The organism is Microcoleus sp. PH2017_24_DOB_U_A, assembly GCF_020738205.1.
Classification (GTDB): domain Bacteria; phylum Cyanobacteriota; class Cyanobacteriia; order Cyanobacteriales; family Microcoleaceae; genus Microcoleus.
In genome coordinates, this window is record NZ_JAEQCT010000016.1 from 156,786 (window position 1) to 183,193 (window position 26,408).

A 26,408-nucleotide genomic window follows, 5' to 3' on the forward strand; every position below is an offset into this window, starting at 1 on the left:
ATCAAATTTGTACCTCATCTTTCGCTCGAAAGGCTATATAGCGGTTCTCAAAAAAGTGAAGTATTCCCGATGCCCTCTTTGCCCCATGCCCGATGCCCTATGCCCTATTCCCGATGCCCTATGCCCTATGCCCATGAGTACCTCATATTTTTGAGAAAGGCTATATCCAGAAGCTAGATGGCAGGAGAAGCTGAATTAAATCCTATATTTTCAGGGCGAAGCTTGAAGGTAGCAGTTAAATTGCAAGTTAGAATAAAACATATTTCGCGTTGACAGCCGAGTGAATTTGTGATATAATTATAACTCTTAAACACAAGTTTTGTAGCGTTCAGTCACACCGCAATCCGATCGCCGATGTATGTGTAGGTGCAATTCGATAACTCCCCCGGAAATAAAAGATAAAATCCAAGTTAGCTTGAGACAACTTTTAATTAATAAATATTATGAAAGCAGTTTTTAACTTAGCTGTACCTCCTACGTGCTTCAAGGTTCTGTTAGTAGAAGACCACCCTCAGGAAGCTGAGCTTATTGAAGATTTGCTGTCAGGAATTAGCGGTCGGCAGTATATATTGCTGACGAAAGTAGAGTGCCTCAGCGAAGCGCAGCAGCGATTGAATCAAGAAAGTTTTGACATAATTTTATTAGACCTTTCACTACCAGACAGTCAGGGCATCGAGACGGTGGCTCGGATACAAGAGTATGGGGTAAATGTGCCGATCGTAGTTTTGACTGCCCAAAACGACGAAGAGCTGGCGCTGCGGTTGATTTCGGTGGGCGTACAGGATTATTTAGTCAAAAGAAAAATCGACGGCGAACTGTTAATGCGATCGCTCCGTTACGCCATAGAACGCCAGAACAGTCAAGATGCTTTGCGAAAAAGCGAAGAAAAATATCGCTCGGTGGTGGAAAATTCCCTGATCGGAATTGCCATCGTCGCTCCAATTATTGACCCCGCAATTGCTGAAAATTGCAATTGGATTGAAGTTAACGACGCTCTGTGCGATTTGCTCTTATACGATCGCGACGAACTCGTGCACAAGCATTGCCTGGAGCTTACTCATCCAGAGGATTTTGAGGCCAATTTTGAAAAATTTTCTCAGATGTTAGCAGGTAAAACCGACGGTTACATCTCAGATAAAAGGTGGTTTAGAAAAGATGGCGAAATAGTTTACACGCGAGTTTCGCTGCGCTGCATCCGCGGCCTAGATGGATCTATTGACCGGATAATTGAAGTGGTGTTGGACGTGAGCGATCGCTACCGCTACGAAGCACAACTGAAAGCATCTGAAGAATTTTTAAACCACACTCTAAATGCGACCCCAGATCCAATTTTTGTCAAAGATGACCAGAACCGGTGGATGATATTAAATGATGCTTTTTGTCAGTTGATAGGGAAATCTCGACAAGAACTGATCGGCAAATCAGAATATGACTTTCTTCCAAAATCAGAAGCGGATGTTTTTTGCAGAAAAGATGAAGAATTATTGGCAAAAGATATCTGTTTGGAAACAGAAGATAAATTCACCGACACTGCGGGAAAAGAATGGATAATTTCTACCAAAAAAAGCGTTTTTAAAAGAGCTGATAACAGTAAAGTAATAGTTGGCACAATCAGAAATTTTACCGAATACAGACGGCAGCAAATAGCTCTGGAACAAAGCGAAGCTCGATTTCAAAAACTCGTAGCCAACCTGCCCGGAGTAATTTATCAATTCCGACTCTCAGCTAGCGGAGAAAAATATTTTCCTTACGTTTCTTCAGGCAGTCGGGAACTTTACGAATTAGAGCCAGAAGCAATAGAGCAAAATGCAGAATTGATTTTCAGCAGAATTCATGCAGACGATCGCTTAGATTTAGAAGCATCGATCGCAATTTCAGCCGCTATGCTGGAACCTTGGCGGCAGCAGTGGCGGCAGATTATGCCATCCGGAAAAGTTAAGTGGCTGCAAGGAGCATCCAGACCGGAAAGGCTCACCAATCAGAGCAAATCTGGGAGCAAAGGCGATATTCTCTGGGACGGTTTAGTGATGGATATCACTGAGTTAAAGCAGGCACAGACAGAGCGCGATCGCTTTTTTACTATATCCTTAGACTTGCTTTGTATTGCTGGTTTCGACGGCTATTTTAAACGATTAAACCCTGCTTGGTCAAATGCTCTGGGCTACAGCAGTGCCGAACTGCTCGCCAAACCATTAATCGAATTTATTCATCCAGACGATCGAGTAGCCACTCTAATCGAAGCGGAAAAGCTAATAAGTGGCACGCCCAGTATTTACTTTGAAAACCGCTATATTTGCCAAGACGGTTCTTACAAATGGTTGCTGTGGACGGCATCGCCTTTTAGCGAAGAAGGTTTGATTTATGCAGTGGCTCGCGATATTACTTCTCGCAAAAAAGCTGAGTCGGAACTTCAGCGACAAGCAGTCGCTATGGGCGCTGCTCATGACGGCATTGCTATTTTTAACGAGCGTAAAGAATGTATTTATTCAAACGACGCTTATCTTAAAATGTACGGCTTGGCTAGCGCTAGCGAACTGTATGGGAAGAAATGGAAAATGCTCTACAGCCGTGCTGAAATTCAATATCTTGAACGTGAAATAATCCCGGTGCTCCAGGAAAAAGGGTACTGCAATATAGAAGCGATCGGTCAGCGGCGCGACGGTACTAAGTTCCCTCAAGAATTGTCGCTGACAATGCTTGCAGGGGGCGAGATAATTTCGATCTTCCGCGATATCACCAAAAGAAAACAAGCAGAATCAGAACTGCAATCTAGCCAGCGCCGCTATCAAACTTTGGCAGAAGCATCGCCGGTTTGCATATTTCACAGTGATGCGTTTGGTAATTGTCTTTATGTGAATCAGCGGTGGAGCGAAATCACGGGATTAAATGCAGAATTAGCAGCCGAAACTGGCTGGATGAATGCCCTACATCCCGATGATGCGGATCGGGTGAAGAATGAATGGTATGGAGCAATTATTCACAAAATTCCTTTTAAATCAGAATACCGCTTTCTGCGTCCAGACGGTCGGGTAATTTGGGCGATCGCTCAGGCGATCGCCGAAATCGGAGACAAGCACGAAGTTAAAGGCTATATCGGCAGCATTACTGATATTAGCGATCGCAAACAAGCTGAATTAGACCTACTGCGGGTGACTCAAGCCGTAGAAAGCACCAGTGATGCGATCGGCATTGCTGACTTGACAGGGCGATCGATCTACCACAATCAAGCCTTTATTCAGCGGTACGGCTACACAGCAGAAGAACTGAACGCAGCGGGTGGAGCAACGGCAATTTATCCGCAAAATTCAGTGCTGCAAGAAATGTTTAAAACGATTCGTAAAGGCAAATCTTGGCAAGGCGAACTCAAAATCAAAACTAAAAGCAAGGAACTGGTAACAACCTTATTTCGCGCTGACTGTATTAAAGATGAAACTGATAATTTAATCGGGTTTGTGGGAGTAATTACCGACATCACAGACCGCAAACAAGCTGAGATGGCGCTGCTAAAGCAATTAAGGCGAGAACGCCTGGTAGTTGCCATGCTCGATCGCATTCGCTCTTCCCTCAATTTAGAAGAAGTTCTCACCGCTGCTGTCGATCAAGTGCGGCAATTATTGCAAACAGACCGCACAGTTATTTACCGCTTTAATCCCGACTGGAGCGGCACTGTAGTTGTCGAATCCGTGGCAAATAATCGAATTTCTCTCCGAGGTTTTAACAATCTTGACCCCTGTTTTAAAGATAAATTTGTTGCTATTTACCAGCAAGGCTGTATTCGAGCTATCGAAGATATTTATGGTGAAAATCTGAGCGAATGCTACATTAAAATTCTTGAAAATTTTGAAGTTAGAGCTAACTTAATAGTGCCAATTTTACAAGCACGAGAAAGCATTTACCCTGCCCAACCCACCGCAGAAAATCAACTTTGGGGACTGCTGATCGCCCACGATTGCAGCGGCCCCCGTGTCTGGGATTCCTCAGAAATAGAATCCCTGCGGCAATTGTGCGTGCAATTGGCGATCGCGATCCAGCAATCGACACTATTTGAACAAGCACAAACCGAAATAGCCGATCGCAAACAAGCAGAAGCAGCCCTAAAATTAGCTAAAGAAGCCGCCGAAACCGCCAACCGCGCCAAAAGCGAATTTCTCGCCAACATGAGCCACGAACTCCGCACGCCTTTAAACGGGGTTTTAGGTTACGCTCAAATCCTCAAAACCGACAGAGACTTAAGCTGCGATCAACAAGAAAGTCTCAGCAATATTCAACAGTGCGGTCAACACCTGCTGATGTTAATCAACGATGTTTTAGACCTTTCTAAAATCGAAGCTAGAAAAATGGAACTCTACCCGGAAGAGTTAAATTTTCTAAATTTTACGAAAAACATTGCGGATCTGTTTCAGATGCGGGCAGATCAAAAAGGAATTTGTTTCAATTACGAACAAGTATCGCCCCTGCCCACCTGCGTCCAAGTCGATCAAAAAAGATTGCGCCAAGTTCTGATAAATTTACTCAGCAATGCCGTTAAATTTACTAACAGCGGCGGAGTAACTTTCAAAGTCGGCTATGTCGGCACAGAGGCCTGGAGTCGCAGCCAAGGAGAAACATACGAATTCTCGCTTTTGAGTTCTGAACTCAAAGAAACTTATCTGCGCTTTTCCCACAATGCGATCGCAGCTAAACACGCTTTAAAAATCCGATTTCAAGTCGAGGATACCGGGACAGGAATAGACAAAAGCAAGTTAGAAGAAATATTTTTGCCGTTCCACCAAGTAGGAGGCAATACCTTTGTTGAAGGTACGGGTCTCGGACTCTCGATCAGCCAGAAATTAGCTAAACTGATGGGCAGCAAAATTCGCGTCAACAGCACTTTCGGAAAAGGCAGCACTTTCTGGCTAGATTTAGAATTGCCCGCAGCCAAACGCTACTTAGAGGTGTCTCCTTTGCGGGAAAAACGCTGGCTGGTCGGTTTTGTGGGCAATAAGCGGAAAGTGCTAATCGTGGACGACAATCAACTAAATCGCGATTTGTTGTGCAGGATGCTGGGGCGTTTGGGATTTGAAGTTGCAGAGGCACAAAATGGTCAAGAATGCCTCTACAAAGCAGTCAAATTTCAACCTGATGTGATTTTAATGGACTTGCAAATGCCTGTAATGGATGGCTTAGAAACTACAAGGAGACTGCGGCAGTTGCCGGAATTAAAAGATGTCGTGTTAATCGCTTTGTCAGCTAGCGTTTTCGAGTCGGCGCAGCAAGAGAGCATCCTTGCAGGGTGCGATGATTTTCTTCCCAAGCCGATCGAAGCAAATCACTTTTTGGAACAGTTGCGCGTGCATTTGGGACTAGAATGGATTTACGAGGAATCTCCGGAAAACCAAAATTGTAAAACTCCCAGTTTGTCACCAGCATCTGATTTTCCTGCTTATGCTGCTCTGTTACCTGCGGCTTCTGAGTCGGTAGCAAAAATTGTGAAACTTGCGGCTATGGGCGACATTGAAGAAATTTTTGAGGAGAGTGCTAAGCTGGAAAGTTTGGAACCAAAATTAGTGCCGTTTGCCACGAAGCTCCGCCAACTTGCTAAGGGATTTCAGCTCAAACAAATTCGGAATATTTTACAGCAGTATATCGATGGTTAGTAGTTATTAGTTATTGGTTATTAGTTATTGGTTATTAGTTATTGGTTGTCAGATCCAATCCCTCCGCTACGCTGGGCCCAATCCCTCCGCTTCGCTTCGCCCAATGCGTAACTCATGTTAGTGAGAAAGGCTATATAATATTCTGTTGTTTCACTGTAACAGCCAACCAAATAAATCTCCTACTGTCAGTTGCAATTCCCTGGCAAAAGATGGCACGGGCAATAACTGTTCCGGTTCGTCAAACACCTCGGTTGATTGAGCCGGCCGATATACAAAAACCGATCGCTCTTCTGGATCGATTAACCAACCCATTTGAGTTCCGTGTTTGAGAGAATGTAAAATATTTTTAGTAACTTTAGTTTGGCTTTGGTCAGGGGAGAGGATTTCAATTGTCCAATCCGGGGCGATCGCAAACACATTTGCCACACCGCCATTTTCGTTACGGGGAATGCGCTCCCAAGTGAATACAGTCACGTCGGGAACGATCGCGCGACCGCCAAAAACACACCGCAGTTCGGGAAATGCTCGCGCCACCTTTTGAGGTTTGAGAGCAGCATTAGCAGCACTTGTCAACTCGCCTTGAATTACACTATGTTCTCCTTGAGGCATGGGTTTTTGAATGATTTTACCGTCAATGTACTCGCTGGCTGGTTTGGTTTCTGACAACTTCAGAAACTCTTCGAGTGTCAAAGATTTTGGCAGGGTTTGTAGCATCCGATTTTACCTCTAAAATAGGAGTTTCATCCGCTATTTTACCAAAAAGTGCCCGACTCGCGCGGGTCTACTTACTTCATTTTTTCTGCTATATAGTAGTTCTCAAAAAAGTGACGTATGCCCAATGCCCTGTTTGGCCGATGCCCTGTTTGCCCGATGATAATATGAGAGACAGTTTTTTGAGAGATTTGGGATTGAAAATACTTTGCCTCAGTAACGGCCACGGAGAAGATGCGATCGCCCTTCGCATCTTGCGAGAACTGCAACAGCACCCGCATCCCCCAGAAATAGCCGTGTTTCCGCTAGTGGGCGAAGGGCAAGCTTTCGCTCAACTAGAAAACGCCTGCATCATCGGCCCGGTGCAGCGGATGCCTTCGGGTGGCTTTATCTACATGGACGGAAGGGAATTTTTGCGCGATGTCAAAGGCGGGTTGCTTCAGTTGACCCTAGCTCAGTTTAAAGCTATCCGCGCTTGGGTGCGATCGCCACAACAGTCTGGAAATCACAAGCCAGCAATCTTAGCTTGCGGAGATATTGTACCGCTGCTGTTTGCTTGGCTGGGCGCCGCGCCCTATGCCTTTGTCGGCACGGCCAAGTCGGAGTATCACGTGCGGGACGAGCAGGGGCCTCTGGCTGGCAAATCCCGCCCGTGGGCTTGGAAGATTTGGTCGCGATCGGTTTATTTCCCTTGGGAGCGCTGGTTGATGACTAGAAAGCTCTGTAAAGCCGTTTTTGTCCGGGACGCCCTCACCGCCGAGACTTTAGAAAAGCTGGGAATTCCCGCCTACAATCTCGGCAATCCCATGATGGACGGACTCGAACCGGAAAACCCCGCCCGTTTTTACGGCCCTGATGCAGAGTTTCGGGAAATGGAGCGATCGCTCGTCATCACCTTACTGCCCGGTTCCCGAGCGCCGGAAGCCTATGCTAATTGGCTGCTAATAGTAGAGGCTGTAGCCGGAATTTTGTCTCTGTTTGGCGATCGCAAATTGTTATTTTTCGGAGCTATTTCTCCCGAGTTAAACTTAGAAGCTTTGCGACCTAGTTTAGAATTTTTCGGCTGGCGTCAAGACGGCGAAACTAAAACCCAGCGGCGAGAAGGCAGTATTTTGCGACCTCCTGTTTCTAGCGCTCAAGAAATTAGGAAAGAATCTCCTAATTTGCTATTGCCCTTGACTTTTGTGCAAAGAAAAGCCACGATGATTTTAACTCAGCAAAGTTTTAACGATTGTTTGTACCAAGCCGATTTAGCGATCGCAATGGCCGGAACCGCTACAGAACAATTTGTCGGTTTAGGAAAACCGGCGATCGCCATTCCCGGAAGCGGCCCGCAATTTACTCCCGCTTTTGCCGAAGCTCAAAGTCGCCTCTTAGGCCCCTCATTAATTTTAGTCAAACATCCCGCCGAAGTTGCCGGCACCATCCAGTCTTTGCTTCGCGATCCCGACAGGTTGCAGCTAATCGCTGAAAATGGCTGGCGCCGCATGGGAGAAGGCGGTGCATCAGCCAGAATTGCCGAGTGTTTAATTCAACGGTTCGGCGAATCCAACAATTCTTAATTGTCTGGAATACACTAGGAATACAACAATATTGTCTCCCTACTCAATATCTTTAATTGCACTTTATTGAAAAAATATTGTTCGCTAATTACTAACTTCCGTCGTTCGTAGTGAGGACTTCAGTCCTCCGATTGGATGCGGACTCGCAGGGAGCATCTCATTTTGGTAAAAAGCATTTTTTCTTTGAGTGCGAGCTTAAGAGCTCGCGAGTATAATACCCGCGAGCTCTTAAGCTCGCACTACAAATGCAAAACTGAGATGCTCCGGGAGCATCGGGAGCATCTCAGTTTTGTAAAAAGCATTTTTTTTATTGTAGTGCGAGCTTAAGAGCTCGCGTATTGTACAATACGCGAGCTCTTAAGCTCGCACTGTTGTAAATGCAAAACTGAGATGCTCCCAGCGTACCTACCAATACTGCACTCGCAGACAATTTCAATTCGCCGTTTCTTCCGAAGATAAAACCCAGAAATCAGCCTAAGAAATTTTAAAATCCGACTTCACCAACACACCCGGTTCTCGCTGCATAGGAAGCACATCTAAAGTATCTAATTGCGCGCAATATTTTAAATCTTCAATCACACCCAAACCCAGGAGGCGCTGGCCGTGACTGGCTTTTTCCAACAATTCATGCAGCCGATCTTGCCAGTGCAGATAAAGAGCGATCGCCCCAAACACTTCATCGTTACCAGCAAAATCGATCGCAGGAATACCGCTTTCTGCTAAAAGACTTTGGGCGATCGCACCAGCACACACCGTATCCTCCAACGAATAACTCCCTTCCCAACCAGAACCCACAATCCAAATACTTTCCGGCTTTTTGCTTAACAGAAACTGCACCACAGATTTGCGGTTGTTCAAAGCCGCCGTCAACACCGTAGCAGCATCTTGCACTCGTTGCAGAGCCCGAGTACCGTTAGTTGTGCTGATAAAAATTCGCTTTCCAGTCACCTTTTCTGGCGGGCAGTCCAGCGGCGAATTCCCCATGTCAAAACCGTCAACTTTCGCGCCACCGCGCTCTCCGGCGCGAATCCGCTTGTCTCCAGGCCATTTTTCGCTCTCGGCCATCAGCTTATCTAAGTCGCTGAAAACTTGCACAGCTTCCGCCCCATTATTCAAGGCCGTCGCCATCGTCGTAGTCGCCCGCAGTACATCAACTGCGATCGCGCAAGCCGGCATCTTGTCTGCTGGCGTAAGTTCCGGGGTATGGTAAATAAAAAGCTTCACTTTTGGGGCTACCTGCAATAAATCCTCATACGTAATAATAATAGAATTTGTACCCTGAGCGTAGTCGAAGGGCTTTCTTCCTTCTTCCTTCTTCCTTCACCGAATAGCCGGGTTTGAAGCCCTTACTCATGAAGGCAGATTGTGATAAAAACGGAGTTTAAATCTCCGTTCTTATCAATTCGCTGTCAACTGTCAACTGTCAACTGTCAACTGTTTAACCATATGTCAAAACAGCTCAATTCAAATCCCGCCCCCGCAGCCATTACCGCTCCCCTTGGACTTTTGGTAGGTTTCACCTATCCTTTTCGAGCTTTCACGCTGATTTTGCAAACTCCCAAGCTGTGGACTTATGTATTAATTCCCGTCGTCCTAAATTTTTTAATTGGTATCGGTCTTTATTTAAGCTTGCTATTTCCTAGTTTGGCAGGCATAGACGTTTTAGTTGCCGATTTGTCAGTCAAATTTAATGATTTAATTGCGAGTTTGCCAGCTTGGCTGAGCTTTCTTGGCGTCTTAACAATCGGTTTCGGCTGGCTGCTGCGCGTACTTTTGGTTTCAGGACTTTTGTTAATAATCGGGTTTTTATTAGTCCAGTTTGGCGTGATTTTAGGTTCGCCCTGGTACGGCAAATTATCCGAACAATTGGAACTTCTGCGGAACGGTCAATTGCCCGCAGAAGCACCAATGAACTTGGCGAGTATTTTTCGGGATCTACAAATGGCGATCGGCTTTGAAATCCGAAAACTACAACTTTTGTTCAGCATCGGGATACCGCTCCTGCTGCTGAATTTTCTCCCCGGCCCCGGCTCTATTCTTAGCAGTTTAGGAGGCGTAGCTTTGGGCGCGACTATTGTCTGTTTGGACTTTTTAAATGCACCTTTGGAGCGGCGGAAGCTACCTTTTCAGGATAAATTTGAGATAATTCGGGCGAGTTTGCCGGCTAGCGGGAGTTTTGGTTTGGTTTGTTTGGGTTTGGTGAGCATTCCCCTGTTGAATCTGTTGGCGATTCCACTGTGTATGACGGCGGGGACTTTGTTTTTTTGCGATCGCATTTGGCCCGCCCGCTTCGCCACAGAAGAAACCAACAGCCCGACCGAATCTAACATAACAACTTAGGATCGCAAATTAAATAATTTACACTCTTGAAAGTGGGATGGGCGTCCCGCCCGTCCTTTCTGGACGGGCGGGACGCCCATCCCACAAGAACAATAAAGATTGTAAGTTATTTAATTCTCATTCCTTAAAAACTAGCGAGATGCTTCTACTTTCTGCCGAATGCCTTCTACCTTCCGCTGACTCTGGGAGTTAGAACTCAGAAACGGGCTTAAAAAAATCCAACTAACGAAAAAGAAGGAAGCTGTAAATAGCTGGACAATATCGATCGCGGACAGATATCCGTCAGACAATAGTGCAATGCTTCTATCTGTCAGCCCGAATATCCAAGACAGAATCCCAAACAGCCAAATGCCTTTTTGGAGCATTGGCAAAAATGCTGAAACTTCGGAGTTTTGCTGCTTGTTCATTGATTTAGCCCTTGTTTGCGAAGAATCTGGTTAACCGAGCACCCCAAGGGCTTAAGGATTTTTGGTCTCCTCGGATTCCCTTTGTTATCTATATGTTAAGAAATGTTTCCCAATATTGCAATTTGCCCCTGGAGGTATTTGCACATCTATCTCAGGAGGTAGTCGCAGCGTGAAAAATAGGTAAACTTTGCTACACTTTTGCAGGAAGCGCGATCGACCTCTCACCACGAGTCCGCTCTTGGCATTAGTGCCACTCCTTGATATAGTGAGTGATAACTTTTTCGATTTTCGATTTTCGCTTTTTGCATAGAAAATCAAAAAGTTGGAAATGACTTACTATGTATGGGTTTAAAGCTTGCCAACAGTTGCATTATTTTAGGAAAATGGTGTCACAACTTAGGTAAAAAACTCTGAGACGCAGAAACTGGGTTTTTTCACAAAAATCCCACCAGACAACGCGAGGGATATCGGTTGAAAAACCGATGAAAAACCAAAGTAATCAACCCGCTGTCCGTTAGACTTATCAAAGACCGAAATCAAAAGAATATGTTATTTAACAGTATTGAATTTCTAGTATTTTTTGCAATTGTTTTCACCATATATTATTTGCCTCCCTTACAAAAACTGCAAGTTCCCATCCTCATAATTGCCAGCTTCATATTTTACAGTTGGAACGCTCCCGCACTGCTGTCAATCCTGCTCCTCTCAATTGCGATCAACGCTACAGCCAGCTTTCAAATTGCCAGAATTTCAGACAAGAAACAGCGTTTTTTTTGGGCCTTATTAGGAGTAGTTCTGAATGTATTAATTTTGAGCTTGTTTAAATACGCCGGTTTGCTCACTAACTTTGTTGCAGATGTTTTTAATATTGCTCGAACCGAAGGCAGTATTGCTTATTTATTCTTAAAATTACCTCTGCCAATCGGTATTTCTTTCTACACCTTTGAAGGCATAAGTTTAGTGGTAGATGTACTGAGTCAAAAAGATAAAAGCGAAAGCGAAACAGAATCCCACGCTTACGTATCACCCAAATTTAGCCAACACCTGCTCAATACTTCATTTTTTATTAGCTTTTTTCCCAATTTACTCTCAGGCCCTATTTTAAAATCCAAGACATTCTATCCCCAGATTGAGCCTAAATATTTAAAAGACATTTCTTTCAATTTCATTTTTAGATCGCTCACAGTCGGCTACTTCCTAAAAATGGTCGTCGCCGACAACTTAAAAGACTATACCTTCTGGATCAGCTTTCCCTACTACCAAGGATTTGGAACTATTACCAACCTGACGCTGCTGTTCGGCTACTCAATCCAAATCTTTGCCGATTTTGCCGGTTACTCCTTAATTGCGATCGGTTTAGCAGCGGCTTTGGGCTACGCAATTCCCGACAACTTCAACTTTCCCTACATCTCCCGTTCCCTCTCCGAATTCTGGAGAAGGTGGCACATTTCCCTATCAACTTGGCTCAGAGATTATCTATACTTTCCCCTAGGAGGAAACCGTAAAGGAAAAATCAGAACTTATCTTAACTTAATGACAGTAATGACTTTAGGCGGATTGTGGCACGGTGCTGCTTGGAGTTATGCAGTTTGGGGCATTTATCACGGATTTGGTTTAGCAGTAGAACGCTTTTTTGGGTTCGACAAATCCAAAAATAAATCCCCAGAACCCAATTCAGCAGAAACCAAACCAATCTGGCAGCAATTATTATTTGACAGCGTTAGCGTTGTAGGAATTTTCTCTTTTGTTTCCTTCGGATGGCTGCTTTTCAAACTCCCACGATTTGAAGAAGCAGTTGACTTCGTAGTTACTTTAGTTCGCAACTATAAAGTCAAGCCTGGTTGGACTCACATTATTCCGACGCTAACTTTTTCCCTACCAGTAGTAATTTATCACATTCCTCATTTTCCCACTTGGCAAAATCTGATGAAACATGATTCACTTAAAAAAAATCAAAAATTCTGGAGTATTTATCAAGATGTAGCTTTAGGAATTATGCTAGCAATGATATTCCTCAACAGTGGCAGCTCGAAACAATTTATTTATTTCCAATTCTAGAAGGTGTTCAATGTTTATAAAATACAAGTTGCGATCTATTCTGCGCCCGGTACTAATTTTCCTGTTTGTAATAAGTTTTTATCAAGTTCTCGTCAGTGGCGGAGTGTTGCCAGCTTCTGACGGAGTTAGCCTGATTCAAAATAATATTGTCAAAGCTCAAAGGTATGTATATGATGATTCCGATCTGAAAATTGTCATGGTGGGTAGTTCTCTATCTGCCAACCTTCATGTTACAGACATTGGAAAGGGCGTAAAGAGCATAGCTTTGGGGGGAGGATCGAGCCAGACGGGTTTAGAAATAGTTAAAAAAAGTAATAGCAACCCTCCGATTATTTTGGTAGAAATTAACGATACTATTAGTCGCACAATAGATAGGGATTTAGTTGAATCTTTGTACAATCCTGTTTTTTATTGGATGCGCCAGTATTTGCCAATACTGAGAGAAGAATATCGTCCAGTTAGTATTTTTATACATTCGTTAAAAAAACGCTCTAAACAAAATCAAAAAGCAACAAAAGAGGCACTAGATAGCGGAGAGGCTCGCAATCTTACTCCGGAATTATCGCAAAAAGCTATCCAAACAACAGTTGACATTCAAAGCCAACCTTTGTCTAAAAAAGATGCAGAAGATATCAAAAAAGAAGCTGCTGTAATTAGAGCTCAAATCGCTGAAATCAATAAAAATAGCGGGGCAAAAATAATTTTATTTGACATTCCTCAAGAGTCGCGAGTTGACGCTGCAATCAGGAGAAAACAAGTCCGAGAATTGACTAAAAAGCTGTTTCCGTCCGATCGCTTTGAGTGGTTGCCACCCCCGCCCCCGCGAGAATGGCGCACCAATGACGGCATCCACTTGATCCGCAGCGATGCTAGAGATTTTGCCGAGTTTTTGAGGCATAAATTACTGGGCTAGTCAGGGCGGGGACTCTTGGCACCGCGCCTACAAAGGAAAGCTTGTCATCCTCTTTGAAGTATGTCATACTACAAATATCCGTGATGTCAACTTAAAAATCGTAAGGTTTGCAGTCAGGACTTCAGTCCTCAAAGCCCTAAAAGCCACACGAGAAAGAGTTTGACGATCGCCCTGCAACCATACTTGACATGAGTTCAGCATCAATAATTTAGAACTATGGCACGATTAAATCAGATTATCGCGATCGAGAAAGGCATCAAAAGCCGATCGATCCAAGAACTAGCAGAAGCCCAAAAAGCCCTCCAGAAGCCCGCCGTGCTTTCGGGAATCTCCCGCACGTACCGCCCCAAAGACGAAGAAGGCGAACAACTGCCGCCCGAGTCCAAAAAAGTCGAAGTCAAAGCCGAAGAGATTATCCGCAAAACAACAGAAGTTTTGACCAAACTCTTCGACGTAACCGCAACCAAAGACTGGACAAATTGCAGAGCCCGTGCCGACGTAACTGTAGACGGAAACGTGCTTTTGAGCCAAGTGCCAGTCAGCTATTTACTATTCATTGAAAAGCAACTGTCAGATTTGCAAGCATTCATCAAAAAACTTCCTGTTTTAGATGCTTCCGAGACTTGGAACTTTGATGCTTCAGCCGACTGTTGGGCAACAGAACCGGTGCAAACTCTCAAGACTTTTAAAACTCCCCGCAATCACGTTAAAGCTGAAGCTACGGAACACCATCCGGCTCAAGTCGATGTTTATTACGAAGATATTACGATCGGCTACTGGCGCACTGTCAAGTTTTCTGGAGCTTTACCAGCGCAGCGGATCAATGAGTTGCTGCAAAGGGTGGAAATATTGCAGAAAGCTGTGATGTTTTCCCGCGAAGAAGCTAACAATTCTGAAGTTGAAGAACAGAGAGTAGGAGAGCGAATTTTTCAATTTATTTTCCGCTAATAGCTTGCTTTTTTGATAGTTATGGTTTAAGATATAAACAGAGTACAAGTTCAATCTCAAACTTCAACTTAAACCGTACAACTGTGACAGTACAGGTTCGACTCCTGTCCCTTCAACCTAATAATGAGGGGTAGCCCAAATTGGCAGAGGCAGCGTTGCGTACAAATTCAATAGCAAGTTATTACTCTAAACTCAGCATTCACCGCCGATCGCCAAAACGAATGTCAGGAACAATCAGGTCATCGAGGTTGCTGGTTCAATTCCAGCCTCCCCAACCAAACACTGGGGAGTAGCTCAATCGGTAGAGCGCGATGATATTAATCTTAAATCCTTGACTTAAATGTGGTAGCGTGTAAAATGGCCGGTAATAGAAACCCAGTAGTAAGGTCAGAACTACTGGGTTTCGCGCTAATAATTGAATCAATCCGTTAAATCCGTCAGTCCAGGACGCATCAAGACAGATGAGTTACTGTATCAATCCTCAATGCGAACAACGGGAAAATACTGCTGCTACTCAAAATTGTCAGGCTTGTGGCACGGCTTTACTAATTGCCGATCGCTATCGTATCATCAAGCCAGTGCGATCGCCCAATCCCGCACGCCCCACAGACATCTTTGAAGTCCAAGATTGGGGAACCGGGGACAATGAATGGGGAACACTCAAGGTGTTAAAAGTCTTGAAACATACACACAATCCCGATTTACTTCGTTTGTTTCAACAAGAAGCGCGGGCATTAATTTGGCTAGCGGGAAAGGGAAGAGTTCCCCAAGTCGAACCAGACGGTTATTTCCAGCTTAAATTCCCCCATAACTCGCAGCAATTGTCTTGTTTGGTGATGGAAAAAATTATTGGCGAAAACTTGGCAGAATTTCTAACTAAACATCAGTACATTTCTCAAACATTAGCTGTTGATTGGCTGCAACAAATGCTCTATATTTTGGAGGCAATTCACAAATATCATTTAGTGCATCGGGATATTAAGCCATCCAACTTGATGCTTGCAGCGGATGGGAAATTGCGATTAATTGACTTTGGCGCAGCAGCCGAAGCAGACACGGATACCGCACCCATAGGTTCTGCTGGATACTCCGCGCCCGAACAAATTGCAGGTAAACCAGAAGTGCGATCCTCTTCGAGGGCTTCGCTAACGGACTTTTTTGCCCTGGGGCGTACTTTTGTACATTTATTAACGGGTTTACAGCCGATCGACTTTCCCGTCAATGCAAAAACTGGTAAAATAAATTGGAGAAATCAAGCTGTAGGCGTTGACGAGTTGTTCGTAAGCTTGATCGACGAATTGATGGAACCGCTACCCGAAAACCGACCTGAAAATACCCAAGTTATTTTAGAAAAACTCAAAAATATTAACCTTTTGATTACCGACGCAGAACCGAAGTAACAATCACCGTGATCGTGGCACTAGCAATCAGAGTAAAAGCAAGCTGCACAACCCATTGAGTCGCTTGCTGGTAGTTGGAAAATCGATCGTTGAACTTCTCGACATCAGTCGCTAGGTTGTCAACACGAGTTGATAGGTGGTCAACACGGGTTGATAGGCTGTCTAATTTTTCGATTACATCTGTCAGTGTTGGTTCGGTGGATGGTGTGTCAATCATCTCTGGTTTCTCAACTCAATAATTCTATGATACCAGATCGGAATTGCCGAGCGTAAAAAATAGTAAGGTGCGCCCCATCTACAATCTGCAAATTTCATCGAACATTTCATAGTGACGCACCCTACAAGTTGATACAACACAGTATAGTCTTTCGATTACCTGCACAGAACCAATGCCCAATTCCCAATGCCCAATGCCCAATGCCCAATTCCCAATTCCCAATTCCCAATTCCCAATTCCCAATTCCCAATTCTCAATGCCCAATTCCCAATTCCCAATTCCCAATTCCCAATTCCCAATTCCCAATTCCCAATTCCCAATTCCCAATTCCCAATTCCCAATTCCCAATCAATAAATCTCTTCTAACCTGCGAAAATCTCGCTCAACTTCCGCCCACAAAGCTCGATTGTGAGGGTCAGTTTTCACAGCCTTTTTCAAATAAATTCTCGCCTTATCCACCTGCTTTTCCCCGATCAAATGCCGTCCCCAGCGCTGATAGGCGATCGCCTGCCACTGCCGCACCTCCCGATCTTCGGGCATCCGCTGGGCCAAACCCTCAATTAGGGCGATCGCCCGCGGGAACCTCTGATATTTCAGCAACTGTTGCAGTTCAAAATAAGCATCTTTTTTTAACTTGTCTTCCGCCGCCGACAGATCCTGCTTATCTTCAGTGGGTTGCTGTTTCCGAGTCACCTTAACTGCTTGCGGTTGAGCTTTCACCGCCTCCGCTGGCGCTGTCGGAGTCGGCGGTACAGTTGAATTGGCAACTTTCGATTCCGCAACATCGGCGGGTGCAATATTCACCAGGAACTTATAAGCCTCAGTAATAGTAATAAACTTATTCTTAGCCTGTTCGTTTCCCGGATTCACATCGGGGTGATACTGTCTGGCTAACTTTCGATAAGAGGCCTTAACTTGCGATAAACTCGCACCAGATCTTAGCCCTAACTGTCGGTAATAATCTGCAATATCCATTTAGCATGAATCAAGTTTTCTAATACCATTAAATATGGCAGAATCCTTAAATGTAAAGATTCTGCCAAAATTTACCGCGAACTATGGTAGTGCGAGGGTTGCCCGCACTACTACACTATCAAAACCACTTACCAGAAAGAATTGGTTTAAAGCCTCTCCCTTAAGCGGGAGAAATTAAAACAAGACTATTCATTACTCAAATCCTCGGACTTGCAGGTCAACTGTCAACTGTCAACTGTCAACTGTCAACTGTCAACTGTCAAGGACGATCTTCTACCACTTTGTCGATCAAGCCGTATTCCTTGGCTTCCTCGGCGGACATGAAATAGTCGCGATCCATGTCTTTCTCGATTTTCTCGATCGGCTTTCCGGTATTTTTAGCATAGATACCGTTGAGTTGGTGGCGCAAGCGCAGAATCTCCTTCGCCTCAATCTGAATATCCGTTGCTTGTCCCCGCGTCCCCCCAGAAGGCTGGTGAATCATGATCCGCGAGTGAGGCAAAGCCAACCGTTTGCCCTTCGTACCCGCAGCCAGCAGGAAAGAACCCATCGAAGCAGCCAAGCCCACACAAATCGTCACCACGTCAGATTTAATGTGCTGCATGGTATCAAAAATAGCCATGCCTGCCGACACCATCCCCCCGGGGGAATTGATGTACAAAATAATATCTTTGCCCGAATCTTCCGAATCGAGATACAGCATCACCGCGATGATTTGATTGGCAATTTCATCGTCAATGTCCTTGCCCAAGAAAATAATCCGTTCCCGGTAAAGGCGATCGTAGATATTAATCCACTGAGTATCATAACCACCCGGCATTTTGTAGGGAACTTTTGGCACACCTATAGGCATAATTCGGAACTCCGTTTAGTTGGTAATTGGTAATTGGGAATTGGGAATTGGGAATTGGGAATCGGTAATTGGGAATCGGTAATTGGGAATTGTTAGTCATAAAAAAACTATTGAATAACTAATTCAGGGTAGAAACTACTAGCCATTAACCCTTAATTTTTACTCATGCCACATTCCCCATTCCCCATTCCCCATTCCCCATTCCCCATTCCCAGTTATACGACGGCCGCAGAAAGGGCTTTCGGCAATTCTTCCGAACTTTCAAGAACGCGATCGATCAAACCGTATTCTTTCGCTTCATAGGGCGTCAGGTACAGCAACCGATCCATATCTTTAGTAATTTTGTCGATCGGTTGGCCAGTACAGCTTGCAAAAATATCGAGCATCGTCGCCTTATTTGCCAGCACTTCCTTCGCCCGAATTTGAATGTCGCTGGCTTGACCTCGCGTGTAAGCCTTGGGTTGGTGCAATACAATCGAAGCGTGGGGCAAACTCGCCCGAAAGCCCTTTGTACCGGCCGCTAATAGCATCGCAGCCATCCCCATTGCCGAACCGAGACAAATAGTCTGCACGGGCGGCTTAATGTACCTGATCGTGTCGCAGATAGCGAAGGCTTCGGTTTCAAAGCCGACGGGTTCGCCACTGTAACCAGAAGTGCCGGTCGAGTTGATATAGATTTTGATCGGCTTATCCGGGTCTTCGTACTGCAAGAACAGCAGTTCAGCGATAATCAGTTCTGTTACCGCAGGCACCAGAGGCATACCCAGATAAACGATCCGCTCCTTCAGCAACAGGGAAGGTAAATCGGGAGGGGGAGTTCGAGAGTTGCCCTCTCCGTAGTATTGCGATTGCACGGCTTTAATGGGTGTGTTCATGTTTGTTTTTGCCTGGGGACACCCACCATACTTCGGCTACGGCTCGCTTGAGCTAAGTCGAAGGGCTCAGCACAAGTATCTGTACTCAGCTTGGTGGGACGAAGAAAGGAGGGCAGAGTATGTGCCTTTCCTCAAAAGAATGGGGTTGTTGACAACCGAAATGTTGCCTGAACTCATGGAGTTATTCTTAAAGAAATAGTAACGCAATCTTTAGGTATCCCGCATGAAAGTTAGTTTGCTCCCGGTCTTGAACGACCCCAACCTTGATGCTGCTGCGCCATCAACCCAGCGCCAGCTAGCCGTTTCAGTGTCGGCGACGGCAAGCGCGATCGACTCCAGCGTACCTTTAAACCTGTGCCTGATTCTCGACCACAGCGGCTCGATGGGCGGGCGTCCCTTGGAAACCGTCAAACAAGCCGCCGGACGGTTGCTGGACAGGTTAAAACCTGGGGATCGCTTTTGTGCGGTGGCTTTCGATCACAAAGCCAAAGTTCTCGTCCCCAATCAAGTTGTGGGAGATCCCGCCAGCATTAAACGGCAAATCGAGCAATTGCGCCCCGCTGGCGGCACAGCAATTGATGAAGGGATTAAGTTAGGTATTGAAGAGTTGGGGAAAGGCAAAAAAGAAGCAATATCTCAGGCGTTTCTGCTGACTGACGGCGAAAACGAACACGGCGACAATAACCGCTGTTTGAAGTTGGCGAAACTGGCCGCTGAGTACAACATGACTTTAAATTCTCTGGGATTTGGGGATAACTGGAACCAGGATATTTTGGAAAAGATTGCTGATGCTGGCGGCGGTGCTCTGGCTCATATTCAGCGGCCGGAAGATGCGGTTGATGAGTTTGGCAAGTTGTTTACTCGCATCCAAGGTGTAGGTTTGACTAATGCTTATTTGCTATTTTCGCTGATGCCAAAAGTGCGGTTAGCCGAACTCAAACCGATCGCGCAAGTTGCCCCGGATACGATCGAATTACCGGTGCAGCAGGATGGCGATCGCTTTATGGTGCGTTTGGGAGATTTAATGAAGGATGTAGAGCGAGTAGTTTTGGCTAATATTTATATTGGACAGTTGCCGGAAGGTACGCAGGCGATCGGGCAATTACAAATTCGCTATGACGATCCGAGTGTCGGCGAAGGTTTGCTTTCCGATCCTGTGGCAATTTCTACTAATGTTCTGAAAGTTTATCAGCCAGCACTTAATCCAATGGTGCAGCAGCACATTTTAGCTTTGGCTAAGTACCGCCAAACTCAACTCGCAGAAACTAGGTTACAACAGGGCGATCGCGCTGGTGCGGCCACGATGCTACAAACGGCTGCTAAAACTGCTCTGCAAATGGGCGATAAAAGTGCCGCAACTGTGCTGCAAACCTCTGCTACTCGTTTGCAGTCTGGTGCAGAATTGACGGAAGCCGATCGCAAGAAAACTCGCATTGCTTCTAAAACTGTTCTGAAGTAATATTATTTTCGCTTAATTGCGATCGGCAGCATTGTTCGTAGTAAGGAATGCAAGTCCTAATTTACTAAAAGCCTTAGAGAGGACTAAAGTCCTTACTACGAACCGGTTTATAATGTTTGTACCACCTATCGAGAGTGCTTGTATGAGCCAGACAATATCTGATAAAGTACGCTGGACTACCGCCGATTTAGAACTCTTACCCGATAACGGCGATCGTTATGAACTTATTGATGGAGAGTTATTTGTGACTAGAGCACCGCATTGGGGTCATCAACAGACTTGTGGCAGATTTTTCTCTGTGCTTGATACTTGGTCGATGTCTGCTGGTTTAGGACGAGCAGCAATCAATCCAGGGCTGATTTTCACAGAGGCCGATAACGTCATTCCTGATGTAGTTTGGGCGAGCAATGAACGCTTGGCCCTCTTGCTAGACGAAGCCGGTCATTTAACCGCCGCTCCTGAGTTAGTGGTTGAAGTATTATCTGCTGGTACAGATAATGAAAGAAGGGATAGAGATTTGAAACTCCGACTTTATTCAGTGCGGGGAGTACAAGAATACTGGATTGCTAATTGGCGGTTGCAGCAAATAGAGGTTTATCGCAGGGAACAAGCAAGTTTAAGATTAGTTGCTACGCTGTTGAGAAACGATCAACTTACTTCACCTTTGTTACCTGGTTTTAGTTGCTCTGTAGCTCAGGTTTTTGCTTAGACTTATGAAATATTTGTACAGAGCGATCGCACTTTGCGGATTTGTTACCGTTTTGGGCGGAATATCCCCTGCCATTTCTATTCAATCCCCACCAATATTCATCGTTCAAAATGCGGCTGAAGACTTATTCAACAGCGCTTTAGCCAAGTCAGAGGCTGGAGATATCCCAGGGGCGATCGCAGATTACACCGCAGCTATTGCCATCAACCCCAACTACGCCAAAGCTTATAACAAACGCGGCATCATTCACGGCCGCTATCTCAAGGACTATCCAGCAGCCAAAGCCGACTTCGATCGCGCCATTGAAATTAACCCGAAGTATGCCGATGCTTACTACAACCGTGCGAAAGTCCGCTATTTATTAAAAGACAAACCGGGCGCGATCGCTGACTATCAAAAAGCCGCCGATTTTTATCAAAAAGACGGCAAGACAGAAGATTATCAAGATGCAATAAAACACCTGCACAGGCTGCTATTATAAATGTTTTGGGAAACAGGGTATAATATCACCACAGCTTTAAAATTTTCAAATTATGACATTAAGTAAAAGCTACAACTACGTGTCCCCAGAATGCTATTTAGAAGGTGAAAAAGTTAGCCCTATCAAACACGAATACCGACAAGGAGAAATCTACGCAATGGCGGGAGCAAGCGATGCCCATGAAACAATTTGCATCAACCTCGTCAACTTGCTCACAAGTCACGTTAGAGGTAGAGGTTGCCGCATCTACGCAGGAAACATGAAAGCCAGAATAGAAGAGGCAGATGTATTTTACTATCCCGACATCATGGTGACGTGCGATGAAAGAGATAGAAGCCTTCAATACTTCAAACGCTACCCGCGCTTAATCGTAGAAGTTTTATCTCCGACAACAGCAGCATTCGATCGCGGCAATAAATTTGCCGACTACCGCACCATCGAAACTTTACAAGAATACGTAGTTATCAATCAAGAAAGCATCGGCGTAGAATGTTATCGCCGCAACTCAGAGGGCCGTTGGGAACTTTATCCTTACGGTGTTGGCGCAGAAGTTCGCTTGGATAGCGCAGACTTTCAATGCCCGATCGCCTCAATTTATGAAGATGTTTTAGAAATCGGTTAAAATAGTCGATCGCACAAACACCAAAAATTCATCAGCGTTCATCAGCGTCCATCTGCGGTTGAACACTCCAAATTCACCCCGTCAAAAAATGTCTGCAACCTCCACCGTCACCGTCACCGTACCCGCCACAACTGCCAACCTCGGCCCAGGTTTTGACTGCATCGGCGCCGCTTTAAGCCTCTACAACCACTTCCAATTCTCCCTCCTCGAACCGCCAGCAACCGAGAAATTGCAAATTACCGTTACGGGTGCGGAAGCAGCCAAAGTTAAGACAGACGACAGCAATCTCGCTTACCAAGCCTTTGTCAAGTTATACGAATACCTCCGTCAATCCCCCCCACCAGTTGCGATACATATAGATATGCAAGTGCCGCTGGCGAGGGGTTTGGGGAGCTCCGCTACTGCTATTGTCGGCGGGTTGGTAGGGGCGAATTGTTTAGCCGGCAACCCTTTGAGTCAGGTTGATGTGATGCAGTTGGCGATCGAACTTGAAGGACATCCCGACAACGTTGTCCCCGCTTTACTCGGAGGATGTCGCCTCGCTGCTAGCAATACACCCCCCCAACCCCCCCTTAGTAAGGGGGGGCTAAGAGAAGGATTTTCTCTCCATGAGGGGGGGCTAACAGAAGAATTCCCCCTTAGCGAAGCGGGGCTAAGAGAATCACCCCCCCTTAGCAAGGGGGGGCAGGGGGGGGTTTCCTGGCAAATTTGCGATATTCCCTGGCATCCTGATATTGTACCCGTGGTAGCGATTCCCGATTTTGAACTTTCTACAGCCGAGGCGCGCCAAGTTTTGCCCGCAGATTACAGCAGGGCTGATGCAATTTTCAATGCCGCACACCTGGGTTTGTTGGTGCGGGCTTTAGCAACGGGCGATCGAGATTGGCTGCGCTGCGCCCTCCAAGACAAAATTCACCAGCCTTACCGCCGATCGCTGATTCAGGGATATGAAGCTGTGCAAGAAGCAGCCATGAATGCAGGGGCTTGTGGGATGGTAATTAGCGGTGCCGGGCCGACGCTTTTGGCTTTAACGGATGTTACTAATGCTGATGCAGTTGAGAAAGCGATGGCTGCTGCTTGGATGGAGGTTGGGGTGAAGGCTGATGTCAGGGCGATCGCGATCGATACTCAAGGCGCGCAAATCTCAAATTTAGGGTTGTAAATTTAAACAACAATTCTTTACATATTCTTGGAAAACAGAAGACAATTTAAACAAGATTTTATCCTCTTTTATTTTCCTTACTAAATACCTTTGTTGTAAGGACTGTAAACCATTAATTAAATCCATTGATGATAAATCTAAACTCTGTCTTAAATATTCTCTGGATACAGGCTGCTCGAACTTACTTAATTCTAAAACAAGTTGCTGTTCAATAGGCGAGAGTTTGTTAAACAAATGGTTAAAATTAGATTGCAGATTTTGGGTAATAATCAAACTATTATCCCCTAAAAACTCAGCAACATCGCCATCAAAAATCTTTTTAATTGAAATAGCAATACTTTTTAAATAAGCGGGATTGCCTTCATATAACTTAACTAAATTTAACCAACTCTCCTCATTTTTTAATCCTGTACCTTTCAGAATCTCCACATCATCTAAACCTGATAACTCTAAAGACTTAATAGGATATTCCCCATCTAAAGACTCCATTTCTGCACATTGTTCTTGACTAATTAAAATCACATTACTTTGATGTTCAACTTCTGCGATCGCGCTGAAAAAGTTTTGATAATCTTGATATTCCGATCTATATTCTCCAGCGAATTGACCGTCAATAAATATATTCTCAACATCATCAAGAATAATCAAACTTTTTTTATACATGAGTATATCTAATAGCTGCTTTAATTTCTCATCTAGATTTTCTGGAATCTGTTGTTTGTTACAAACCTTCAATAAATCATTTACAAGTAATTCTAAAGACTTAGGATTTTTTATGCTTCTCCATATAATTACTTCAAATTGTTGCAAATTGAGCTCGACAAACCTTTTAACTAGAGTAGTTTTCCCAATTCCACTCAAGCCCAACACTGATATTAAACGAGTATTTCGATCGAATATCCAATTATAAAGGGTTTTAAGTTCAGATTCTCTAGAGTAAAAATTAATAATTTGAGGAGCTACAGTTAAATCGTGATACTTTAATGGATTATGGCTTGCTTGATGTTTTTTATTGTCTCGTTCGGGAAATGAACAAAAGCTAAAATTATGACTGCTATGACTGCTTTGTATATTAATAAATTGTGAGGATGTTAACTTTAATCTTTCAAATGTAGAGCGAAAATTAGTTTTTTTTATATCCTCACCCAATATTTCAGATAAAAGTTGCCATAATTCAGCCCCCACATCACCTACATGATTTTTACTGACATGGCACTTCTGGGCGATATCATCATAGGTTTGTCTTTCCCAAGTCCCCTCAACTACAGCCCTTTGAACATCATCTAGGTGCTTTCCAGTTCGTTCAACCACTAGCCGATCGACAAATTGTAACAGTTGGTTTACATTCATAAAGACTATACAGGGTAAAGGTTTAGCTCATTATAGCTTAACCTGAATCCTATTTTTTCCGAACTTTTCCGATTTTTTGCTTAATATTGTGTAACAAAACTCCAGTTGAAATCCGAGTTTTTCCGATCGCACTCCCATCTTTAATTTTGGTATGCTCTTAAATTGAAACACAGGCTTAAAAAGTCGTGCTTTTTCCGTTGTTGATAATTTTTTAGGAGCATTACTAAAATGACACAAGCAAAAGAAAGATTACTCACTGATACTTACTCACAAAATGATTGTATTGTTCTTGACCTTGAAGAATTCGACTTAAGTGACTTAGATGCACTCAAAAATACAGCACTTGGTAATATTTTAGAAATAAATTTTCAAAATCCAATGGCAACATCTGATAATAATCGACATGAGAGCCATTCTTCTCATGGTGAGTTCAATCAACGTGCTTGGGGGTAGTCAAGCACTGGCTATTACAGAATACTAATTAAATGGCTACTAAGTTACCTCAAGCAATAGCAGCCATTTAATTCTGGCAGACATAATTTAAGTTTTGAACATATCATGATTTATGGCTGAGTTTACACCCTTACATTCGCTGGTTTGTAAAGTAATATCCCGTTGCAACCTTAACTGTGATTATTGCTATATGTATCAGCATAGCGATCAAAGTTGGCAACAGCAACCTTTGAAAATGTCAGAAGCAACTATTACACAATTAGGTAAGAGAATTGATGAACATACCACCAAACATCAAGTATCAGAATTTTCTGTAATCATGCACGGTGGAGAACCTCTTTTAGCAGGGTTAGACTATCTCCAAAAATTTCAAGAAATTATTTCAAAAAATGTACCTAATGTTAAACTAAGATTTGGCATACAAAGTAATGGTGTGTTGTTAAACGATGAAATCTTAGACTTCTGTATTTCTAATAATACAACAATAGGTCTAAGTATGGATGGCGATCGAGAAGCTAACGATCTACATCGCTTAGATCATCAAGGTAAATCTACATTTTCCAGTTTGGAAAAAACTCTTCAATTATTAAGTAGCGATCGAGGACGGAAAATATGGGCAGGTTTTTTATGTGTGATCGATCTACATAACGATCCTGAAGCTGTATATTCTTATTTATCACAATATAATCCTCCTTCGATTGATTTTTTGTTACCTTTAAATCACCATGATTTAAGACCTCTTGGTAAAAAACAATCTCTTGATGTAACTCCTTATGCAGACTGGCTACTTAAGATTTTTAATATTTGGTATCATCAAAAACCTCAAACAATCAAAATTAGGAAATTTAAGGAAATTATTTTGCTAATGCTAGGATTGCAAGGAAATTCAGAAGAATGGGGTTTAAGCCCTGTTGATTTTGCAGTTATTGAAACCAACGGTGATATTGAAGCCGTTGATTCTTTGAAAGTTACTTATCCCGAAGCTACCAAGTTAGGAATGGATATATTTACCCACAGTTTTGATGATATTTTTGACTCTCAAAAGGTTATTGAGCGTCAAGAAAAGTGGCAATACTTGAGCGAAACTTGTCAAAAATGTAACTTAGTTAAAGTTTGTGGTGGTGGTTATCTTCCCCATAGATACTCTAGCGAAAATTACTTTCATAATCCATCAGTGTATTGTTCCGATCTCAAAAAAATGATTACTACAATTCGCCACCAAGTAATTGAAGATATGCAAACAATAAAGAAGAAAAAAATTCCTGCTGTTTAGTCAA

Annotated in this window: 23 protein-coding genes; 14 read left to right on the forward strand and 9 right to left on the reverse strand. The window is 44.1% G+C overall.

Annotated elements, in window-relative coordinates; genetic code table 11:
* Positions 1 to 443 precede the first annotated feature (443 nt).
* Complete coding sequence (locus JGK07_RS01410) at positions 444 to 5,636, forward strand: PAS domain S-box protein (protein WP_293223476.1); 5,193 nt, start codon at positions 444 to 446, stop codon at positions 5,634 to 5,636.
* 150 nt (positions 5,637 to 5,786) lie between these two features.
* On the opposite strand, the gene JGK07_RS01415 is transcribed toward JGK07_RS01410, so the two are convergent.
* Positions 5,787 to 6,350, reverse strand: a complete 564-nt coding sequence (locus JGK07_RS01415) for a Uma2 family endonuclease (protein ID WP_293174668.1) — start codon at positions 6,348 to 6,350, stop codon at positions 5,787 to 5,789.
* A gap of 164 nt (positions 6,351 to 6,514) precedes the next feature.
* Between JGK07_RS01415 and JGK07_RS01420 the strand changes: the two genes are divergently transcribed.
* On the forward strand, positions 6,515 to 7,909 hold the full coding sequence (locus JGK07_RS01420; RefSeq protein ID WP_293174665.1) for a lipid-A-disaccharide synthase-related protein: 1,395 nt from the start codon (positions 6,515 to 6,517) through the stop codon (positions 7,907 to 7,909).
* Between the two features lie 474 nt (positions 7,910 to 8,383).
* Here the strand turns inward: JGK07_RS01420 and JGK07_RS01425 are convergent, their stop codons facing one another.
* Positions 8,384 to 9,133, reverse strand: coding sequence for a 2-phosphosulfolactate phosphatase family protein (locus tag JGK07_RS01425; RefSeq protein WP_293174662.1), 750 nt, complete (start codon positions 9,131 to 9,133; stop codon positions 8,384 to 8,386).
* Between the two features lie 222 nt (positions 9,134 to 9,355).
* On the opposite strand from JGK07_RS01425, the gene JGK07_RS01430 reads away from it, so the two are divergent.
* Entirely contained in the window at positions 9,356 to 10,249 is an 894-nt protein-coding gene (locus JGK07_RS01430) for an EI24 domain-containing protein (protein WP_293174659.1), read from the forward strand.
* A 131-nt stretch (positions 10,250 to 10,380) separates the two neighbouring features.
* Here the strand turns inward: JGK07_RS01430 and JGK07_RS01435 are convergent, their stop codons facing one another.
* Entirely contained in the window at positions 10,381 to 10,656 is a 276-nt protein-coding gene (locus JGK07_RS01435; protein ID WP_293174656.1) for a hypothetical protein, read from the reverse strand.
* Between the two features lie 546 nt (positions 10,657 to 11,202).
* Between JGK07_RS01435 and JGK07_RS01440 the strand changes: the two genes are divergently transcribed.
* The 4 genes from JGK07_RS01440 (at position 11,203) to JGK07_RS01455 (ending at position 15,975) form a co-directional block, all read left to right on the forward strand.
* Positions 11,203 to 12,714, forward strand: coding sequence for an MBOAT family O-acyltransferase (locus JGK07_RS01440; RefSeq protein ID WP_293174653.1), 1,512 nt, complete (start codon positions 11,203 to 11,205; stop codon positions 12,712 to 12,714).
* A 10-nt stretch (positions 12,715 to 12,724) separates the two neighbouring features.
* The gene (locus JGK07_RS01445) at positions 12,725 to 13,627 is read left to right on the forward strand and encodes a hypothetical protein (RefSeq protein ID WP_293174650.1); all 903 of its coding nucleotides are present in this window, start codon (positions 12,725 to 12,727) and stop codon (positions 13,625 to 13,627) included.
* 216 nt (positions 13,628 to 13,843) lie between these two features.
* Positions 13,844 to 14,575: a hypothetical protein gene (locus JGK07_RS01450; protein WP_293174647.1), complete on the forward strand. Its 732-nt coding sequence runs from the start codon at positions 13,844 to 13,846 to the stop codon at positions 14,573 to 14,575.
* A 461-nt stretch (positions 14,576 to 15,036) separates the two neighbouring features.
* Positions 15,037 to 15,975, forward strand: a complete 939-nt coding sequence (locus JGK07_RS01455; RefSeq protein ID WP_293174644.1) for a protein kinase — start codon at positions 15,037 to 15,039, stop codon at positions 15,973 to 15,975.
* Here JGK07_RS01455 and JGK07_RS01460 read toward each other — a convergent pair.
* The 5 genes from JGK07_RS01460 to JGK07_RS01480 all read right to left on the reverse strand — a co-directional run bounded on the left by JGK07_RS01460 (position 15,953) and on the right by JGK07_RS01480 (position 18,895).
* Positions 15,953 to 16,192 (reverse strand): hypothetical protein, encoded by a 240-nt coding sequence (locus JGK07_RS01460; RefSeq protein WP_293174641.1) that lies wholly within the window; start codon positions 16,190 to 16,192, stop codon positions 15,953 to 15,955. The genes JGK07_RS01455 and JGK07_RS01460 overlap by 23 nt on opposite strands.
* Positions 16,193 to 16,270: 78 nt before the next feature.
* Entirely contained in the window at positions 16,271 to 16,540 is a 270-nt protein-coding gene (locus JGK07_RS01465) for a hypothetical protein (RefSeq protein ID WP_293174638.1), read from the reverse strand.
* Complete coding sequence (locus JGK07_RS01470) at positions 16,541 to 17,167, reverse strand: J domain-containing protein (RefSeq protein WP_293174635.1); 627 nt, start codon at positions 17,165 to 17,167, stop codon at positions 16,541 to 16,543.
* A 259-nt stretch (positions 17,168 to 17,426) separates the two neighbouring features.
* Entirely contained in the window at positions 17,427 to 18,020 is a 594-nt protein-coding gene (locus JGK07_RS01475) for an ATP-dependent Clp protease proteolytic subunit (protein WP_293174632.1), read from the reverse strand.
* Positions 18,021 to 18,235: 215 nt separating this feature from the next.
* Entirely contained in the window at positions 18,236 to 18,895 is a 660-nt protein-coding gene (locus JGK07_RS01480; RefSeq protein WP_293174629.1) for an ATP-dependent Clp protease proteolytic subunit, read from the reverse strand.
* A gap of 223 nt (positions 18,896 to 19,118) precedes the next feature.
* On the opposite strand from JGK07_RS01480, the gene JGK07_RS01485 reads away from it, so the two are divergent.
* The 5 genes from JGK07_RS01485 to thrB all read left to right on the forward strand — a co-directional run bounded on the left by JGK07_RS01485 (position 19,119) and on the right by thrB (position 23,328).
* On the forward strand, positions 19,119 to 20,354 hold the full coding sequence (locus JGK07_RS01485) for a VWA domain-containing protein (protein ID WP_293174626.1): 1,236 nt from the start codon (positions 19,119 to 19,121) through the stop codon (positions 20,352 to 20,354).
* A 142-nt stretch (positions 20,355 to 20,496) separates the two neighbouring features.
* Positions 20,497 to 21,063: a Uma2 family endonuclease gene (locus JGK07_RS01490; protein WP_293174623.1), complete on the forward strand. Its 567-nt coding sequence runs from the start codon at positions 20,497 to 20,499 to the stop codon at positions 21,061 to 21,063.
* Between the two features lie 4 nt (positions 21,064 to 21,067).
* Positions 21,068 to 21,544 carry a tetratricopeptide repeat protein gene (locus JGK07_RS01495; protein WP_293174618.1) on the forward strand — a complete coding sequence of 159 codons (477 nt, stop codon included), beginning with the start codon at positions 21,068 to 21,070 and terminating at the stop codon, positions 21,542 to 21,544.
* 52 nt (positions 21,545 to 21,596) lie between these two features.
* Entirely contained in the window at positions 21,597 to 22,166 is a 570-nt protein-coding gene (locus tag JGK07_RS01500; protein WP_293174616.1) for a Uma2 family endonuclease, read from the forward strand.
* Between the two features lie 88 nt (positions 22,167 to 22,254).
* The gene (thrB, locus tag JGK07_RS01505) at positions 22,255 to 23,328 is read left to right on the forward strand and encodes a homoserine kinase (protein WP_293174613.1); all 1,074 of its coding nucleotides are present in this window, start codon (positions 22,255 to 22,257) and stop codon (positions 23,326 to 23,328) included.
* Here thrB and JGK07_RS01510 read toward each other — a convergent pair.
* Positions 23,317 to 24,678, reverse strand: coding sequence for an NB-ARC domain-containing protein (locus JGK07_RS01510; RefSeq protein ID WP_293174610.1), 1,362 nt, complete (start codon positions 24,676 to 24,678; stop codon positions 23,317 to 23,319). The genes thrB and JGK07_RS01510 overlap by 12 nt on opposite strands.
* A gap of 228 nt (positions 24,679 to 24,906) precedes the next feature.
* Between JGK07_RS01510 and JGK07_RS01515 the strand changes: the two genes are divergently transcribed.
* Positions 24,907 to 25,131: a hypothetical protein gene (locus JGK07_RS01515; protein ID WP_293174607.1), complete on the forward strand. Its 225-nt coding sequence runs from the start codon at positions 24,907 to 24,909 to the stop codon at positions 25,129 to 25,131.
* Positions 25,132 to 25,243: 112 nt separating this feature from the next.
* Positions 25,244 to 26,404, forward strand: coding sequence for an FxsB family cyclophane-forming radical SAM/SPASM peptide maturase (locus JGK07_RS01520; RefSeq protein WP_293174604.1), 1,161 nt, complete (start codon positions 25,244 to 25,246; stop codon positions 26,402 to 26,404).
* Positions 26,405 to 26,408: the final 4 nt, after the last annotated feature.

Excerpts from the sequence above, each read along its gene's own strand:
- JGK07_RS01430 (WP_293174659.1), top strand. The coding sequence starts at position 9,356 with ATGTCAAAACAGCTCAATTCAAATCCCGCCCCCGCAGCCATTACCGCT.
- JGK07_RS01440 (WP_293174653.1), top strand. The coding sequence starts at position 11,203 with ATGTTATTTAACAGTATTGAATTTCTAGTATTTTTTGCAATTGTTTTC.
- JGK07_RS01495 (WP_293174618.1), top strand. The coding sequence starts at position 21,068 with ATGAAATATTTGTACAGAGCGATCGCACTTTGCGGATTTGTTACCGTT.
- JGK07_RS01410 (WP_293223476.1), top strand. The coding sequence starts at position 444 with ATGAAAGCAGTTTTTAACTTAGCTGTACCTCCTACGTGCTTCAAGGTT.
- thrB (WP_293174613.1), top strand. The coding sequence starts at position 22,255 with ATGTCTGCAACCTCCACCGTCACCGTCACCGTACCCGCCACAACTGCC.
- JGK07_RS01515 (WP_293174607.1), top strand. The coding sequence starts at position 24,907 with ATGACACAAGCAAAAGAAAGATTACTCACTGATACTTACTCACAAAAT.
- JGK07_RS01470 (WP_293174635.1), bottom strand. The coding sequence starts at position 17,167 with ATGGATATTGCAGATTATTACCGACAGTTAGGGCTAAGATCTGGTGCG.
- JGK07_RS01490 (WP_293174623.1), top strand. The coding sequence starts at position 20,497 with ATGAGCCAGACAATATCTGATAAAGTACGCTGGACTACCGCCGATTTA.
- JGK07_RS01450 (WP_293174647.1), top strand. The coding sequence starts at position 13,844 with ATGGCACGATTAAATCAGATTATCGCGATCGAGAAAGGCATCAAAAGC.
- JGK07_RS01460 (WP_293174641.1), bottom strand. The coding sequence starts at position 16,192 with ATGATTGACACACCATCCACCGAACCAACACTGACAGATGTAATCGAA.
- JGK07_RS01520 (WP_293174604.1), top strand. The coding sequence starts at position 25,244 with ATGGCTGAGTTTACACCCTTACATTCGCTGGTTTGTAAAGTAATATCC.
- JGK07_RS01475 (WP_293174632.1), bottom strand. The coding sequence starts at position 18,020 with ATGCCTATAGGTGTGCCAAAAGTTCCCTACAAAATGCCGGGTGGTTAT.
- JGK07_RS01420 (WP_293174665.1), top strand. The coding sequence starts at position 6,515 with ATGAGAGACAGTTTTTTGAGAGATTTGGGATTGAAAATACTTTGCCTC.
- JGK07_RS01480 (WP_293174629.1), bottom strand. The coding sequence starts at position 18,895 with ATGAACACACCCATTAAAGCCGTGCAATCGCAATACTACGGAGAGGGC.
- JGK07_RS01455 (WP_293174644.1), top strand. The coding sequence starts at position 15,037 with ATGAGTTACTGTATCAATCCTCAATGCGAACAACGGGAAAATACTGCT.
- JGK07_RS01435 (WP_293174656.1), bottom strand. The coding sequence starts at position 10,656 with ATGAACAAGCAGCAAAACTCCGAAGTTTCAGCATTTTTGCCAATGCTC.
- JGK07_RS01510 (WP_293174610.1), bottom strand. The coding sequence starts at position 24,678 with ATGAATGTAAACCAACTGTTACAATTTGTCGATCGGCTAGTGGTTGAA.
- JGK07_RS01500 (WP_293174616.1), top strand. The coding sequence starts at position 21,597 with ATGACATTAAGTAAAAGCTACAACTACGTGTCCCCAGAATGCTATTTA.
- JGK07_RS01445 (WP_293174650.1), top strand. The coding sequence starts at position 12,725 with ATGTTTATAAAATACAAGTTGCGATCTATTCTGCGCCCGGTACTAATT.
- JGK07_RS01415 (WP_293174668.1), bottom strand. The coding sequence starts at position 6,350 with ATGCTACAAACCCTGCCAAAATCTTTGACACTCGAAGAGTTTCTGAAG.
- JGK07_RS01485 (WP_293174626.1), top strand. The coding sequence starts at position 19,119 with ATGAAAGTTAGTTTGCTCCCGGTCTTGAACGACCCCAACCTTGATGCT.